The organism is Micromonospora lupini (assembly GCF_026342015.1).
Taxonomy (GTDB): Bacteria; Actinomycetota; Actinomycetes; order Mycobacteriales; family Micromonosporaceae; genus Micromonospora; species Micromonospora lupini_B.
This window is the reverse complement of the sequence record NZ_JAPENL010000002.1, coordinates 2,022,464-2,037,304: the sequence shown is the minus strand read 5'-3', so window position 1 is coordinate 2,037,304 and position 14,841 is coordinate 2,022,464. Positions and strand designations below refer to the sequence as shown.

The window sequence follows — 14,841 nt, the reverse complement described above, 5'->3', positions numbered from 1 at the left end:
GCTACGGGTGGGGTGTCAGAGCACTGTCGCCTGGTCGGGGACGGCCTGTCGCTCGACGGGTGCGGCGACGCGGCCGACGAGGCGCTCGTAGACGGCGAGATAGTCGCTGACCATTCGATCCGCGCCGAAGCGTTGCAAGGCCCGTTCCCGGCAGGCGGCCCGGTCGAGGCCGGCGACCACTGTCACCGCGTCGACTGCCTGCTCGACGGTGTGGACGAGACATCCGGTGACGCGGTCGTCGACGACCTCCGGCATGGACCCCCGCGCGTACGCGACGACAGGCGTGCCGCAGACCATCGACTCCACCACCGACAGGCCGAACGGTTCGTCGAACGCGATCGGGTGCAGCAGGGCGGTGCTGGCGCCCAGCACCTCGGCGCGTCGGCGCGGGCCGACCGACCCGAGGAAGACGACCTGGTCCCCGTCGATGTGCGGGGCCACCTGCTCGGCGAAGTACCGCTCGTCCTGCACGATGCCGCAGATGGTCAGGGGTCGGCCGGCGCGGCGGGCGATCTCGATCGCGGTGTGGGTGCCCTTGTCGGGGTGGATGCGGCCGAACGCGGCCAGTCCCGGGCCGGCGTCGCCCGTGAACGGCAGCCCGCCGACGTCGACGCCGTGGTGGACCGTGGCGACGTAGTCGAGCGCAGGCGCCCGGTCGGCGTCGGAGATCGACACGTACGACGAGCGTGCTCGGGCGTAGGCGGGCAGGATCCCGGCCCCGGAGAAGCCGTGCACTGTGGTGAGCAGTGGAGCGTGGCAGTGCTCCGCGAACGCCAGCGGCAGCCAGTCGAGGTGACTGTGCACCAGGTCGAACTCCGCCGAGCGGGCGAACGCGTGGGAGACGTGCATCGCCTCCCACACCCGGCCGTCCACGGTCGGGTCGTCCGCGTACCCCCGGGGGGTGACGCCGTCGAGCCGGGCGGAGGTGACGGAGTCCAGCGTCGCGAAGAGCGTCACGTCCACGCCTCGGCTGACCAACCCCTCGGCGAGCAGGCCGGTCACCTGCTCCCAGGGGCCGTAGTGGTGCGGGGGCGTACGCCAGGCGACTGGGCCGAGGAGCGCAACCCTCACGGCGACGGCGCGTCGGCGAGGTCGGCCGGGTCGAGGTGCAGGGTGGCGAGCAGCCCGGAGTTCTTGGCCGGGTCCACTCGCTCCGGCAGCTCACGCTCGACCCAGTCGGCCCGGGCCTGCTGGCCTCGATCACGTAGCGCGCTGACGATCCTGTGCTTGGCGATCCTCATCTGGTGCTCCCTTGTTGAGCCGTCCGGACCGGCGACGCTCCTGGACGGCGGTGTGAAAGCGCGGGTGGGATGCCATTCGCTGCCGTCACCGGGGAACCGAATGTGCGGTGACCGGTGAATCCGACTGGCGGGCCGTGGTCGAGAACGACCAGAACGATCAGCACGCCGCAGCGGGGGCGATGTCGATCGATAACGCCCCTGACGGGCTGGTGGCGGCGACATCCGGCGGCCACCGGGGGCCCCGGGCGACATGCCCAGCCTACGCCCCGGCCTGGGCGGCTGCACGCGCACCGGCCGCGCCAACCAGTCGGCGGTCGCCTGAACGGTGGAGTCGGTCACGACGGCGTACGCTCGAAGTACTCGCCGCCGCACACCCATTCGACCCGGTCGCCGACTTCGCGTGGCACCGCTGGCCGGCCCCTTCCCCCGCACCGGCTCGCCGGGCCGCGACGGTCTGTCGACGGCCCGCCCCCAGCCCGCACGCTGGCAGTCAGCCGTGCCGGGCACCCATCGGAAGGCGGCGGATCGTCGTGACCGCACCCCCGAACAGACCCATCCAACCCGCCACCATCAACGGTCACGAGGGCCCCACCGATTCTCGCCCGGCCCCCGTCCGACTGGCGGTGAAGCGATCGCGGATCGGGGATCTGTGGATCGTCGCAGTGGTTTTCGCGGTCATGCTCCTGCTGCTTCTGATCTTCGTACTGCAGAACGGGCAGCAGACCGAGGTGTCCTTCCTCGGGGCGCACTCGGCCCTGCCCACCGGCGTGGCGCTGCTGCTGGCGGCCGTGATCGGCGTCCTCCTCGTGGCCCTACCCGGCACTGCCCGGATCCTCCAGCTCCGGCTGCGCGATCGCCGTTCCTCGGCACCCCCGCCCGGTTGGCCCTCGTCCGGTTCCGTTCCCCTGTCGAGGACCGGCGTCGCCCCGGCTCCGCCGACGCCGCGCCAGGACGGCTGAGTCATGCCCACCATCGCGCGACAGGCCGCCCGATCTCCGTCCCGACCCCGACCGCCCCTGGGCCCGCGTCCTGACCGCCGCGCCGCGCCGCGTCCGGGCCCGTCGGCGGCTACCGCCTGTCAGTACGCGGTCTGGGACAACGAGGGCGGTAGCAGCGGCGCCCTGCGCAGCCACGTTGACCCCGCCGACCGATAGGGTCTGACCTGCGGCTTTGCCGGAACTGACGGTGATACCTCACTAGCATCAAGGTCCCGAAGCCACCAGACGGGCACCTGATGACTACCGACCGAGCGGTGGGCCTGACCCGCAGGGACGAGGGGCCTCAGCGGGCGACCCTGCTGGAACTCTTTCTCGATCTGGTCTTCGTCGCCGCGCTCGCCCTGACCTCCCGCACTCTGGCGCAGCGTCTCGACTGGGTCGGGATCGCGCAGACCGCGTTGGTGCTGATGGCGATCTGGTGGATCTGGTCGGCGACCGCGCTGGCAACCGAACTCTCCCATGCGCAGAGACCTCCCGTCTTCCTCACGACGCTCTGGGTCATGCTCGGGACCATCCTGCTGGCTGGCTCACTGCCCGGCGCCTTCACCGAGCACGCTCTGCTCTTCGCGGGCGCATACGTGGCCGTCCAGGTGGGACGTGGCGTCCTTCTCGTCGCCGCGCTGCACGGTCGCGCCGCGCCCGCCAACCGGCTCATCTTCTGGTCCGTCGTGTCCGCCGTGCCCTGGCTGGCCGGCGGTCTCGTGGCGGGCCCGGCGCGAGCCCTGCTGTGGGCTGTGGCGCTCGCTGTCGACTACGGGTCAGCCTGGCTCCGATACCCGACGCCGCGACTCGGCCGACTACCCATGCTCCAGTACTCGGTGGCAGCCGACCATCTGGCGGAGCGCTACCAGCAGTTCTTCACCCTCGCCCTGGGTGACCTCGTCCTCGTCACCACGTTGACCTACGCCGACAACGGTGTGACGGCGATCCGTACGGTGGCGCTCGTCGTGGCCTTCGCCGCCACCGTGCTGTTGTGGCAGATCTACGTCCACCGTGCCGGGGCCCTGCTACAGGCCGCTATCGAGTCCTCGCGGGACCCCGGCGGATTCGTACGGTCGGCCCCCAACACCCATCTGCTCATGGTGGCCGGAGTGGTCCCGACGGCGACCGGCTTCGAAGTCGTCATCGCCCACCCCACCGCGTCCACCACGCCCTGGCTGGCAGGTGTCCTCCTCGGCGGACCCGCGCTGTTCCTGGCCGGTCGCGCCCGATTCGAGTACGAGGTGTTCAGCCGGGTTTCACCGTCCCGGTCGGTCGCGCTGATCGTGCTGGTGCTCGCGGGCCCCGCTCTGGTGCGTGCGCCCGCGCTGGTGTCCGGCCTCGTCGCCGCCCTCGTCCTGGCCGGGGTCGCTGTCGCGGACGGCATCCGTGCCCGCGGCCACCCGCCGGAGGCGCCCGCGCCCTCGACGTGAGGGACGGTCAGGGCTCCAGCACGACCTTGCCCGGACGGCTGCGGGCCTCGGCGAAGGCCAGCGCGGCGGAGACCTCGGTGAGCGGGTAACGGGCGGCGATCTGCGGGACGATCACGCCCTGGCGGAGCAGGTCGAGCACGATGCCGAGGTCGGTACGCAGCCGCCGCCGGAACGCCGCGCGGCGGGTCAGGCTGCCGGCCCAGAAGTTGTAGAACCCGGCCCGGTGGCCGTTCGGCAGGGCGTTCCAGGTGTAGAGGCGGGCCAGCAGCTTCACGAAGACCCAGACGATCGAGCGTGCGGAGCCCAGGGCGGAGGCGTTGCCGTAGACGACCAGCTTCCCACCGGGGGCGAGCAGCCGGAACGAGGTGCGTACGCCCGGGCCGGCGACCGGGTCGAAGACGGCGTCGACGCCCGCGGGCGACAGTTCGCGCACGCGTGCGGCCAGGTCCGGGTCGCGGTAGTCAAGCGGTTCGACGCCGAGTTCGCGCAGCGCCGCGTGGTGCCGGGCCGCGGCGGTGCCGATGACCCGCAGCCCCAGGTGGCGTCCGAGTTGGACGAGCACGGTTCCGACGCCGCCGTTCGCGCCGTGCACGAGGATCGTCTGTCCGGCCCGCAGGCGGGCGCCGTGCAGCATCTGCCAGGCGGTCACCCCGTTGACGACGACGGTCTCGGCCGCGGCCGGGTCCACGTCGGGCGGCACCGGGGTGAGGTCGTCGACGTCCACCACGGCGTGCGTGGCCCAGGCGCCGGTCTTGGTGACCGCCGCGACCCGGGTGCCGACAAGCGAGCCGTCGCCTCCCGGGCCCACCGTTCGGACGGTGCCGACGAGGTCGTAGCCGGGCACGAACGGAAACTTCGGCTGGCCGGGGTAGAGGTCGCGGCGCATGCTCTGCTCGGCGAACGAGATGCCGGTGGCCTCGACCTCGACGAGCGCCTGCCCCGCGGCGGGTACGGGCATGGCGCGGCTGTTGATCTGGAGCCCGTCCGGCTCCACCACGCCGGGCAGTACCACTTCGGTGATCATCCTGTCGGTCGTCACAGTGTTCTCCTTCTGTTTGTAAGTGTGCACTCACACACATGCTTGGCGGAAAAAGTGGGCCGCCAGGGAGCGGCCCGGTGGTGCGGACGTCGGGATCAGGGGTGGCGGATGCCCGCGGTCAGCGCACGAGCCCACGGCTCGGGCACCTGCTCCAGGCCGGCGGTCACGATCAGGTGGCAGAGCTGGCCGTACGCGAAGAACTGCTGCACCTGCGCGTCGCTGGCGCCGGACCGACTCCGCACGAAGGTGGCGACCCGCTTGTAGCCGGCCCGCACCGCCTCGGCGATCTCGGGGACGTCCGTGACGGCCTGCGCCTGCACCTGGAACAGCAGGAGGTCTCGGTCGGCGATCAGCTCGGCGTAGGCGTCGCCCATCGCCTCCAGGACCTCCTCCGGCCCCGCGTCGCCGGCACGCTCCGCCCCGGCCTCGAGCGCCACGACTATCCGCTCGAAGCACGTCCCGGCGGCCGCCACGAACAGCCCGAGCTTTCCGGCGAAGAGCCGGAAGACGTACGCCTCGGAGATGCCGGCGGCGGCCGCCACGGCGGTGACCGGGGTGGCGTGGAAGCCGGTGCGCGCGAACGCCGACACGGCGGCGTTCAGAACGGTGGCCCGGCGGGCCTCGGCGGTGGATCGCATGTTTGTAAGTGTGCACTCACAAACATCTTCCGTCAACCCCGCGGGCGCGGCACTCACTCCAAGGGATACAGGCGTGCCGGATCGCCGGCCCGGAGGCTGTCCGCGCCGCCGTCCGGCGTGCTGGCCGCGATCGAGCCGAGCAGCGCCAACGACCGTGCCGACTCCGTACCGGGCTCGGCGTGGTAGATCACCAGGAGCTGCCCCTCGGCGCCGGCGACGGTGAGCTTGTCGCAGTACAGGTCGAGATCGCCCACCTCGGGGTGGTGCAGCCGGCTCACCACACCCTCGCGCCGCCGCACCTCGTGCCGGGCCCACAACTGGCGGAAACAGTCGCTCTTGAGCGACAACTCCCCCACCAGCGCCGTCAGTCGCGGGTCGTCGGCGTCCTCGGCCGAGTCGGCGCGCATCTGCCCCACCACACTCTGCATCGCCTGCCGCCAGTCCCGGAACAACTCCCGCTCCGCCGCGTCCAGGAACACCGCGCGGAGCCGGTTGGCCCCCGGCGCGAGGTTCGGCGACAGCGCCCTCGCCATCCGGTTCGACGCCAGGATGTCGAGATAGCGGTTCTGCACGAAGGCCGGCATCGGGAGCTCCCGCACCAGGTGCAGGACACTTGCCGGCACCCGCTCGACGGCCGGCCGGACCGCCCGGCGCGACCGCGGGCGCGTCAACCCGATCATGTACGCGGTGGCCTCCGGGTCCAGCCGCAACACCCCGGCGAGCGCGTCGAGGACCTGTACCGACGGGTGTCGCTCACGGCCCTGCTCCAACCGCAGGTAGTAGTCGGCGCTGATGCCGGCGAGCATCGCCACCTCCTCCCGGCGCAGGCCAGGCACCCGGCGCAGACCGACGCCCGGGCCGAGACCGACGTCCTCGGGCCGGATCTGTTCCCGCCGGGCACGCAGAAACTCGCCGAGCTGGTTGGTGGCGTCCATGCCACTGACGGTAGATCGCCCCGCGGCCCGGTGACTGGCTGTGTCACTACCAGGAACACCCCGCCCTGCCGGCCGGACGGATGCCGACGGACAGTCGTCACAGGCCGATCTTCGGACCGCTCGCATATCCACCACGACAACGGATAGAGATAAGACATGAGCGACAACCTTCCCGGCGGCTCCCTGACCCCCGCCGATGGCCTCACCCTGAGCCGGATGGGCTACGGGGCGATGCAGCTCGCCGGCCCCGGTGTCTACGGCCCGCCGCGCGACCGCACGCAGGCCCTCGCCGTGCTGCGCGAGGCCGTCGACCGGGGCGTCCGACACATCGACACGAGCGACTTCTACGGCCCGGTGGTGGTGAACGAGCTGATCCGCGAGGCCCTGCACCCGTACCCCGAGGATCTGCACCTGGTCACCAAGGTCGGCGCGCGGCGCGGCACCGACCGCTCCTGGATCCCGGCGCTGGCGCCTGAGGAGCTGAAGGCCCAGGTCCGGGACAACCTCCAACACCTCGGCCTGGACGTCCTCGACGTGGTCAACCTGCGGGTCGGCGTGGCGGAGGGCACCGGCGACGATCCCCTGTCCGAGCAGTTCGGCGCCCTCGCCGAGTTGCGGCAGGAGGGGCTGATCCGGCACCTCGGGCTCAGCAACGTCACGCTCGACCAGCTCACCGAGGCCCAGGCCATCGCCCCGGTGGTCACGGTGCAGAACCTCTACAACCTCGCGAACCGACAGGACGACGCCCTGGTGGACCGGTGCGCGGCGGAGAACATCGCGTTCGCGGCGTTCTTCCCGCTCGGCGGATTCACGCCGTTGCAGTCCGACATCCTCAACGATGTGGCCACCCGGGTTGGCGCCTCGCCACAGCAGGTCGCCCTGGCCTGGCTGCTGCAACGCTCCCCCACCACCGCGCTGATCCCGGGCACGTCCACGCTGGCACACCTGCGGGAGAACCTCGCCGCGGCCGACCTGACGCTGCCGGCCGACGCGATCGCGGAGTTGGACACCATCGGCGCCTGACCGCGGCCCGCTGGCGCTGGGGCGGCCCAGGGCCGTGCGCGGGTGCCACCCCGTGCCGGCTCGGCCCTGGTCCCGGTGGCGACGGCCCTGGTCCCGGTGCTGGCCCGGTTCTTGGGGCCGTCGCCGGGACGGCCCTGGTCCCGGTGCTGACGTGGCTCGGGGCCGTCGCCGGGTCGGCCCTGGTCCCGGTGCTGGCCCGGTTCTTGAGGCCGTCGCCGGGCCGGCCTAGCGCTGGTGCGGGCGGTTGCGGATGAGGGTGAGCGCGAGCACGGCCGTGACCAGGAAGACGATGCCGCTGATCCGCAGACCGGCCTGGACTCCGGAGGTCATCGCCTCGGCGAGCGCCGCCCGGACCGGATCGGGCAGCGGCTGGTCGCCTGTCGCGCCGGCGGCCACCGCCGCCTGCACGGCGGTACGGGTGGGCTCGCCGACCTGGTGCGCGGCGAGGCGGTCGGGCAGGTCGGCCACCATCGTGGTGGTGAGCAGCGTGCCCAGCAGGGACGAGCCCAGCACCGAGCCGACCTGACGGGAGGCGTTGACAGCGCCGGACGCCATGCCAGCCTGGGCAGGCGCCACGCTGGCCAGCGCCGCCGCCGTGGCCGGGGCCACCACCAGCCCGCTGGCGGCGCCGAACAACACGAACAACGCCCAGCGGTGCTCGAACGTCGTGGTCGGCCCCTGCGCCGCCAGCCCGAAACTGGCCGCCGCGCCGAGGACCAGACCCAGGGTGAGTGGCGCCTTGAACCCGGTGCGCCGGATGGTCCGGCCGGCGGCGAAGGCCACGAGCACGTACGCGCCGAAGAGCACAAGCATCCGCCAGCCGGTGTCCAGCGGGCTGAGCGCCTGGGCACGCTCGTGGAAGAGGACAAGCAGGATCGCCACGCCGGTGAAGCCGAACAGCGACACCGCGGCGACGACCATGACGGCGCTGAACGACGCCGAGCGGAACAGCCGTACGTCAAGCATCGGTGTGCTGGTCCGCAGCTCGACCAGGACGAACGTGACCAGCGCGACGGCCGAGACGACCCAGGCGGTCCCCACGACGGGGCTGGCGTAGCCGTCGCGTCCGCCCTGGATCATGGCGTAGACGGCGGCGGCGATGGCGACGGTGCCGAGCAGCAGACCGGGCAGGTCGAGTCGTCCGGCGCTGGGCCGCGACTCGGCCACCCCGATCGCGGCGACAACGAGGGTGACCACACCCAGCACGATCACCGACAGGTAGACGCTGTGCCACGAATGGTGACGCAGCAGCGCGCCTGCGATGAGCGGGCCGATCGCCAGCCCGATGCCGGAGGCGGCCGACCAGGCGGTGATGACCTCGGTCCGGCGGTGCGGGTCGGTGAACGTGGCACCGAGGATCGCCAGGCTGTTCGGCAGGATCATGGCGCCGCCGAGGCCCGCGACCAGCTGACCGACGATCACCCACGCCACGGTGGGGGCGCTGGCCACTACGGCGCCGCCGACGATCATCGCGACGACGCCGGCACCGAACATGCTCCTGCGGCCGTACCGGTTGCCCAGGGTCGCGGCGGACAGCACCAGACTCGCCACGACGAGGGTGTAGGCGCTGGGGATCCAGATCACCGTGGTCGGGTCGACCCGAAGGTCGGCCTGGATGGTGGTCAGGGCGGAGACCGTCGCAGTGATCTGCAGGAAGGTGATCATCGCGCCCAGACACATGGCGATCAGGGTCACCGGCCGAGAGCCGCGAACGGACGTACGGGTGGCGACGGCCGGCCCGGTCGGGGCCGTGCTGCTGGCCGGCCCGGTCGGGGCCGTGCTGCTGGTGGTCACAAGGCGTCCTCGGGTTGGAGTCCTACTGGCTTGCCTTGGCAAAAGTCAGCAGTGCCCCAGTCAATCACCTGGCTAGCCTCGGCGCAAGTCAGGTAGGCTCGGTGACATGGAGGACCTACGGGACGACCGCGACTCCTGGTCGATGGAGAACTGTTCCGTCGCACGGGCCATGGACATCGTGGGCAGCCGTTCGACGATTCTGATCCTGCGCGAGGCACTGCTCGGCACGCGTCGTTTCGACGACTTCGTCCACCGGGTCGGCGTCGGCGAGCCCGCCATGGCGGCCCGCCTCAAGGACATGGTCGCCGCCGGCCTGCTCGAACGGATCCCGTACCGGGAGCCGGGACAACGCACCCGCCACGAGTACCAACTCACCCGCAAGGGTCACGAACTGCTGCCGGTCATCACCGCGCTGCGCAACTGGGGCGACACCTGGAGCGCCGACGAAGCCGGCCCCGGCATCCTCGCCACCCACCACGACTGCGGCGAACCAGTCCGTGCGGTGCTCCGCTGCGCAGCCGGACACGACGTCGAGAGCGGCGACATCGACATCACCGCCGGACCGGGCCTGATCCGCCGCAACTGACACCCGGACCGGCCGACCGCAACCGGGCTGCCGCCCCCCGGCGGTCCGGATGGTCCGGCAGCTCACGACGGTCCGACGACTGCAGGCAGGCCAGCGGCTGCAGGCAGGCCGGGCGCGGCGAGCAGGCCGGACGGGCAGACCGGACGGGCAGACCGGACGGGCAGACCGGACGGGCAGGCCGGGCAGACCAGGCGCGGCGGGCAGACCGGACGGGCAGGCCGGGCAGACCAGGCGCGGCGGGCAGACCGGACGGGCAGGCCGGGCAGACCAGGCGCGGCGGGCAGGCTGCGGCTCCGGGCGAGCCGGACGCCGCAGGCGGGCCAGTGGCGGAAGATCGATGGATCTTGGTAGCCGAAAATGTCGTACACCTGTTCTATTCTCGGGTCATGGTGGAGGAGTTGACGCAGGCCGAGAGCGCCGTGGTGGCCTGCGCCGACACCGACATCTGGGCCCTCCCCACGGACGACCTCGTTGCCGCGCTCGATGCGGCGCACCGCATCGAGCAACGCCTCGCCGCCGTCAAACTCTCGCTGATCCGCGAGCTGGACGGCCGGGGCACACCCGCCGCGCAGGGAGCGTCCTCCACGGCGGTGTGGCTCCGCGAACGACTGCGCCTCACCGTCCCCACCGCCCGTCGCCTCGTCGACCTCGCCGCGGCGCTCGACACCGGGAATCCAGGGGTACGACAGGCATTGGCCGATGCCGACATCACGCTCGATCAGGCCCGGGTCATCGCCGACACCGTCGACGCCGTGCGGAGCACCGCCGGCACGACGGTCGCCGACAAGGCGGTGGGTGTGCTCGTGGAATGGGCCGGGCAGTTCGACCCGACCCTGCTCCGCAAGCTGAGCATGCGAATCCTCGACCACGTCGCACCGGAGGTGGCCGACGCCGCCGCGAAGGCCGCGCTAGAGGCTGAGGCGCGCCGAGCCGCCCGCGACCGCCACGTCACTCTCTCCACGCTCACCGACGGCCGCCTCCGACTCACCGGCACCCTCGACACCGAAACCGCCGGCCTGCTGCGCGCCGCCATCGACCCCCTGACCGCGCCGTCAGGTCCCGATGATCAGCGCTCTCCCGGGCAACGCCGACACGATGCGCTCGCTGACCTGTGCCGGCTCACGCTGCGCACCGGCGAACTACCGGAACACGGCGGCGAGGTCGCTCAGCTTGTCGTCACCACCAGCTTCGACGGCCTCGTGGGACAACTCGACGCGGGCACACTGGACACCGGCCTCGGGCTGACCCCGGAATCGGTCCGCCGGCTCGCCTGCGACGCCGCCATCCTGCCCGCCGTCCTCGGCGGCGGCGGCCAGGTCCTCGACCTCGGCCGTCAACGTCGGCTCGTCACCGGCGCACTCCGCCGGGCACTCGTCCTCCGTGACGGTGGGTGCGCCTTCCCCGGCTGCGACCGCCCACCACGCTGGTGCGACGCCCATCACATCCACCACTGGGCCGACGGCGGCGGCACCAGCCTCGCGAACGCCGTTCTGCTCTGCGGCCATCACCACCGGCACATCCACCACGGCGACTGGACCGTCCGATTGGCCGGCGACAGCCGCCCCGAGTTCACCCCACCCGCCTGGCTCGACCCCGACCAACTCCCCCGCCGCAACCAATACCACCGCCGCACGTAGCCCCGGCGTCCCGCCACCTTCCTGCTGCTCGCAGCGTTCCCGGTGCGCACTCACGAGAAAACAGCAGATGCGACCGGACCGACGAGCGCAGACCGCACGCCTGCGTCGCGTTCAGGGTGCTCGCCGACCCACCGAGCGCAACCCGGGACCCACCGCGCCCATGCCCCGGACCCCACCGAGCGCAGACCCGGGACCCACCAAGCGGAGGCCCCCGACCCACCAGGCGCAAACCGCAGACCCACACGCACACTCCGCACCCCACCGAGCACAGACCCGGAACCCACCAACCGGAGGCCCCGACCCACCAGGCGCAAACCCAGACCCACACGCACACCCCGCACCCCCAAGCACAGACCCGGGACCCACCAACCGGAGGCCCCCGACCCACCCGGGTGGACCACAGACCCAGAGCGCATGCCCCGCAGCCCACTGAGCGCAGACCCGGGAACCAGCGAGCGCAACCCGCAGACCCAGCGAGCGCAACCCGCAGACCCACCGACCGCAGACCCGGGACCCACCTGGCGCAGACCGTAGGCCGCGTCCCCGGATCCACGCCGTGGAACCAGCATCGGAGCTGTCCGAGGGTGCGGCGGGAGCGTGCCGGTCAGCCGAGGCGCTGGGCCAGCACCTGCCCCGGCCAGGCTCCAGCCTGGAAGGTTTCGGTGGCCGTGAACCCGTGACGCTCGTAGAAGGCGACCAACTCGCCGCCGCCGCCCGCCCAGCAGTCGACCCGTAGCAGCCGCACGCCGGCTCGCCGGGTCTCCTTCACGGCTTGTGCCAGCAGGGCCGACCCGAGGTGTCGACCGGCGAATCGTCGGTCGGAAACCAGCAGGCGGACGTACCGCTCGGGCTCTTCCGCGGGCGCGATCGGTGCCTGCGGATTGGGCCCGGAGTCCAACACCAGGGCTGCGGCCGGCACGCCGTCCAGCTCCGCGATGTATGGAAGGTTCTCCGTCAGGTACCGATCGACCATCTCGACCCCGCCGGGCTTCTCCGAGAACGGCGTCGTGCCCCACTGCTCGGTATTGCCGCGAGCGTTCATCCAGATCACCGCCGAGTCGAGCATGTTCAGTACGGCGGGTGCGTCTGCCGGGCCACCGGGTCTGATACGTATGCCACGGGAGGCGTCGTCCATGGCGGAACTCTAATCGAGGCTGAGGCTGAGGCTGACGCCGCTGGCCGAGCGTCGGGCGGGCCGGGGGCCGATTGCGGGCCGATTGCCGGCCGTCTCTGGGTGGCGGGCCGCCGGTCGGCGGCCCGCCACCTCCGGATCAGAGGACGATCTGGTGTACCCGGTCGTCCGCGCCGCGCACGGCCAGCCAGGCGCTGCCGTTGGCGCCCGCGGCGGCCCCCGGGGCGCCCCGGAACGCGTCGGTGGCGAACTCGCCGCGACGGAACCAGCCGCCCCACGCCCCGTCGGTCAGGTTGCGCTGCCACAGCCGGTTGTCGGCGGCCAGCGCGAACAGGTAGACCCGCCCGGCGGTGGCGAGCAGCGTCGGGCTGCCGCTCGTGGTGCCGCCGAGGTTGGTCCAGGCCGACCAGGTGGTGCCGGTCCGGCTGCGCCACCACACCTCGTCGGTGCGGCCGCGCACGGCGACGTGCACCACGCCGGCGTCGTCGACGACCGCGCTCGGCCGGCCGTAGACCGGCCGGTCATCGGGAGCGCCGATGCCGCTCCAGCCGCTGGTCGGGGTACGCGACCAGAGCTTGCCGTCAGCGCCACGGACGACGAGCGTCCACTGCGTCGGGCTGGTCCACGCCACAGTCGGGCCGTCGGTAAGCGTGCCGCCGAGGCTCTGCCACGGTCCCCACCTACCGGCGACGTAGCTGCGTTGCCAGGCCGCGTTGTCGGTGCCACGGACGAACACGTCGATCCGCCCGTTCGGCGAGGCGTACGCGGCCGGCTGGCCGAGGATCCGACCGCCGACCGGGCCGCCGAGCGAGGTCCACACGGTCCCCCACGTCGTACCGGAGCGGGTGTTGACCGCCAGCGCGCCCTGCGCGTCGCGGACGAAGGCCATGGCGTGCGTGTCGTCCACCCGGACCAGCGCGGGGCTGGCGCTTGCGGTGCCACCGAGGTTGGCACCGGCGACCTGGTCGGTGCCGGTGAGGCCGAGCATGGCCACGCCGTGCGCCGGGACCTCGACTGTGTACGAGCCGGTGAACGGCTGGACGCCCGGCGTGTTCGGCTGCGCGTCCACGTCGGCGCGGGCCCACAGGTCGCGGACGCGGACCGATCCGCCGAGCGCGACGTCGGCGAAGGTCACGGTGATCTGCTGGGCGGTGTCGTGCCTGTTGAGCAGCGCTACCGCCCGCTTCCCGGGCCCGGTGAGCACCTTGCTCCACACCTGCGCGTCGGTGCCGGTGTCGGTGACCTTGACGCCCTGTCGGACCAGCGGGTCCTGGTCCACCGCGACGATCTCCGGGTTGGTCAGCGCCGAGATCATCTCGCTCGGCAGGCCGCGCGGGTCGGAGCCGATCACCAGCGGCGCGGCCATGATGGCCCACATGCCGAGCTGCGTCTTGGACTCGTCCAGGCTCAGCTCGTACCCGCCGTCGGGCAGCGGGCGCATCGGCAACAGGTAGTCCGGGTCGTTGTAGTGCCCCGGCCCGGTGGCCGCCGGGTGGTACGCGTTGACGTCCATGTTGCGCAGCACCCACGGGTACGCCCACTGCGGGCTCGGGTCGGTGAGCCCCACGTCGGTGTACGTCCGCCACGAGTCGGCGATGGTCGGCGCGTACGTGTAGCTCCAGGTGGAGAGCTGCTCCGGGGTGTACGGGCCGCCACCCCAGTCCGAGCTGACCGGGTTGCAGATGTTGAGCAGCATCGGCCGGGGCGACTCGCGTACCGCCTGCGCCAGCTCGCGGAACGTGGCCTCCGGGTCGAGGCCGGCGGCCCGGCCGCACAGCCAGTCGGCCTTGAGGGCGTCGAAGCCCCAGCCGGCGAACTGGGCGATGTCGGCCTGGTAGTGGCCGTTGCTGCCGAGCCCACACTGCCCCGGCAGGTACGGGCCGGCGTCGGTGTAGATGCCGGCCTTCATCCCCAAGCTGTGGATGTACGCGGCAAGCGCGGCCATCCCACCGGGGAAGCGGGCGGGGTCGGCGACGAGCTTGCCAGCCTCGTCGCGCGGGGTGAGTGCCGCCCAGTTGCCGTCGATCCAGACGTACGTGTAGCCGGCGTCGCGCAGGCCACTGTGGACCATGTAGTCGGCGACCGACCGTACTTCGGCCTCGGTGGGGTCGCCACCGAGGCCGAAGTAGGTGTTCCAGCCCTGGTAGGGCGTCGGGGCGAGCCCACTGTCGAAGAACGTGGGCGCGCCCTGGTCCTCGGCTCCGGCACTGGCCGGCGTGTGACCGGGACGACCGGGACCGTGACCGGGCTGCGGCAGGCCGGCCTGCGGGGAGCCGGCCTGCGGGGGGCCGGCCATGGCTGGCGTGGGGCTGGCCAGGCCCAGGCCGAGCACGGCCAGGGCAGCGGTCAGCTGTCGGTTCAGGCGCATGGAGGTACTCCTGTCCCTCGGGGGTGGGGGTGGTGGTG

General features: G+C 72.3%; 13 protein-coding genes. 5 read left to right on the top strand and 8 right to left on the bottom strand.

The annotated features are described in order from the left end of the window. Window positions 1-15: 15 nt before the first annotated feature. Both OOJ91_RS24320 and OOJ91_RS24315 read right to left on the bottom strand, forming a co-directional pair. Window positions 16-1,071, bottom strand: a complete 1,056-nt coding sequence (locus OOJ91_RS24320) for a glycosyltransferase family 4 protein (RefSeq protein ID WP_266248463.1) — start codon at window positions 1,069-1,071, stop codon at window positions 16-18. Then, a complete protein-coding gene (locus OOJ91_RS24315) occupies window positions 1,068-1,241 on the bottom strand; it encodes a hypothetical protein (protein WP_266248461.1) in 174 nt (57 codons plus the stop codon). Before OOJ91_RS24315 ends, OOJ91_RS24320 begins: the two co-directional genes overlap by 4 nt. Before the next feature lie 677 nt (window positions 1,242-1,918). On the opposite strand from OOJ91_RS24315, the gene OOJ91_RS24310 reads away from it, so the two are divergent. Further along, entirely contained in the window at window positions 1,919-2,200 is a 282-nt protein-coding gene (locus OOJ91_RS24310; RefSeq protein WP_266248460.1) for a LapA family protein, read from the top strand. A 275-nt stretch (window positions 2,201-2,475) separates the two neighbouring features. Next, a complete protein-coding gene (locus OOJ91_RS24305; RefSeq protein WP_266248459.1) occupies window positions 2,476-3,651 on the top strand; it encodes a low temperature requirement protein A in 1,176 nt (391 codons plus the stop codon). A 7-nt stretch (window positions 3,652-3,658) separates the two neighbouring features. On the opposite strand, the gene OOJ91_RS24300 is transcribed toward OOJ91_RS24305, so the two are convergent. From OOJ91_RS24300 to OOJ91_RS24290, 3 genes are all read right to left on the bottom strand, one after another. After that, complete coding sequence (locus OOJ91_RS24300) at window positions 3,659-4,690, bottom strand: medium chain dehydrogenase/reductase family protein (RefSeq protein ID WP_266248458.1); 1,032 nt, start codon at window positions 4,688-4,690, stop codon at window positions 3,659-3,661. 95 nt (window positions 4,691-4,785) lie between these two features. Continuing rightward, window positions 4,786-5,328: a TetR/AcrR family transcriptional regulator gene (locus tag OOJ91_RS24295; RefSeq protein ID WP_266248456.1), complete on the bottom strand. Its 543-nt coding sequence runs from the start codon at window positions 5,326-5,328 to the stop codon at window positions 4,786-4,788. Between the two features lie 53 nt (window positions 5,329-5,381). After that, window positions 5,382-6,263: a helix-turn-helix domain-containing protein gene (locus tag OOJ91_RS24290; RefSeq protein ID WP_266248455.1), complete on the bottom strand. Its 882-nt coding sequence runs from the start codon at window positions 6,261-6,263 to the stop codon at window positions 5,382-5,384. A gap of 156 nt (window positions 6,264-6,419) precedes the next feature. Between OOJ91_RS24290 and OOJ91_RS24285 the strand changes: the two genes are divergently transcribed. Then, entirely contained in the window at window positions 6,420-7,286 is an 867-nt protein-coding gene (locus OOJ91_RS24285) for an oxidoreductase (protein WP_266248453.1), read from the top strand. A gap of 225 nt (window positions 7,287-7,511) precedes the next feature. Here the strand turns inward: OOJ91_RS24285 and OOJ91_RS24280 are convergent, their stop codons facing one another. Then, on the bottom strand, window positions 7,512-9,080 hold the full coding sequence (locus OOJ91_RS24280; protein ID WP_266248451.1) for an MFS transporter: 1,569 nt from the start codon (window positions 9,078-9,080) through the stop codon (window positions 7,512-7,514). A 106-nt stretch (window positions 9,081-9,186) separates the two neighbouring features. Here OOJ91_RS24280 and OOJ91_RS24275 point away from each other — a divergent pair, with 106 nt between their 5' ends. Both OOJ91_RS24275 and OOJ91_RS24270 read left to right on the top strand, forming a co-directional pair. After that, a complete protein-coding gene (locus OOJ91_RS24275; protein WP_266248450.1) occupies window positions 9,187-9,666 on the top strand; it encodes a winged helix-turn-helix transcriptional regulator in 480 nt (159 codons plus the stop codon). Window positions 9,667-10,052: 386 nt separating this feature from the next. Beyond that, window positions 10,053-11,303 carry an HNH endonuclease signature motif containing protein gene (locus tag OOJ91_RS24270; RefSeq protein WP_266248449.1) on the top strand — a complete coding sequence of 417 codons (1,251 nt, stop codon included), beginning with the start codon at window positions 10,053-10,055 and terminating at the stop codon, window positions 11,301-11,303. Between the two features lie 604 nt (window positions 11,304-11,907). Here OOJ91_RS24270 and OOJ91_RS24265 read toward each other — a convergent pair. Together OOJ91_RS24265 and OOJ91_RS24260 are read right to left on the bottom strand one after the other, a co-directional pair. Beyond that, entirely contained in the window at window positions 11,908-12,438 is a 531-nt protein-coding gene (locus OOJ91_RS24265; RefSeq protein ID WP_266248448.1) for a GNAT family N-acetyltransferase, read from the bottom strand. A 136-nt stretch (window positions 12,439-12,574) separates the two neighbouring features. Beyond that, a complete protein-coding gene (locus OOJ91_RS24260; RefSeq protein WP_266248446.1) occupies window positions 12,575-14,803 on the bottom strand; it encodes a glycoside hydrolase family 27 protein in 2,229 nt (742 codons plus the stop codon). Window positions 14,804-14,841: the final 38 nt, after the last annotated feature.

Coding starts and splice junctions, on each gene's coding strand:
- OOJ91_RS24315 (WP_266248461.1), bottom strand. CDS start 1,241: ATGAGGATCGCCAAGCACAGGATCGTCAGCGCGCTACGTGATCGAGGC.
- OOJ91_RS24310 (WP_266248460.1), top strand. CDS start 1,919: ATGCTCCTGCTGCTTCTGATCTTCGTACTGCAGAACGGGCAGCAGACC.
- OOJ91_RS24305 (WP_266248459.1), top strand. CDS start 2,476: ATGACTACCGACCGAGCGGTGGGCCTGACCCGCAGGGACGAGGGGCCT.
- OOJ91_RS24295 (WP_266248456.1), bottom strand. CDS start 5,328: ATGCGATCCACCGCCGAGGCCCGCCGGGCCACCGTTCTGAACGCCGCC.
- OOJ91_RS24290 (WP_266248455.1), bottom strand. CDS start 6,263: ATGGACGCCACCAACCAGCTCGGCGAGTTTCTGCGTGCCCGGCGGGAA.
- OOJ91_RS24285 (WP_266248453.1), top strand. CDS start 6,420: ATGAGCGACAACCTTCCCGGCGGCTCCCTGACCCCCGCCGATGGCCTC.
- OOJ91_RS24275 (WP_266248450.1), top strand. CDS start 9,187: ATGGAGGACCTACGGGACGACCGCGACTCCTGGTCGATGGAGAACTGT.
- OOJ91_RS24270 (WP_266248449.1), top strand. CDS start 10,053: ATGGTGGAGGAGTTGACGCAGGCCGAGAGCGCCGTGGTGGCCTGCGCC.
- OOJ91_RS24265 (WP_266248448.1), bottom strand. CDS start 12,438: ATGGACGACGCCTCCCGTGGCATACGTATCAGACCCGGTGGCCCGGCA.
- OOJ91_RS24260 (WP_266248446.1), bottom strand. CDS start 14,803: ATGCGCCTGAACCGACAGCTGACCGCTGCCCTGGCCGTGCTCGGCCTG.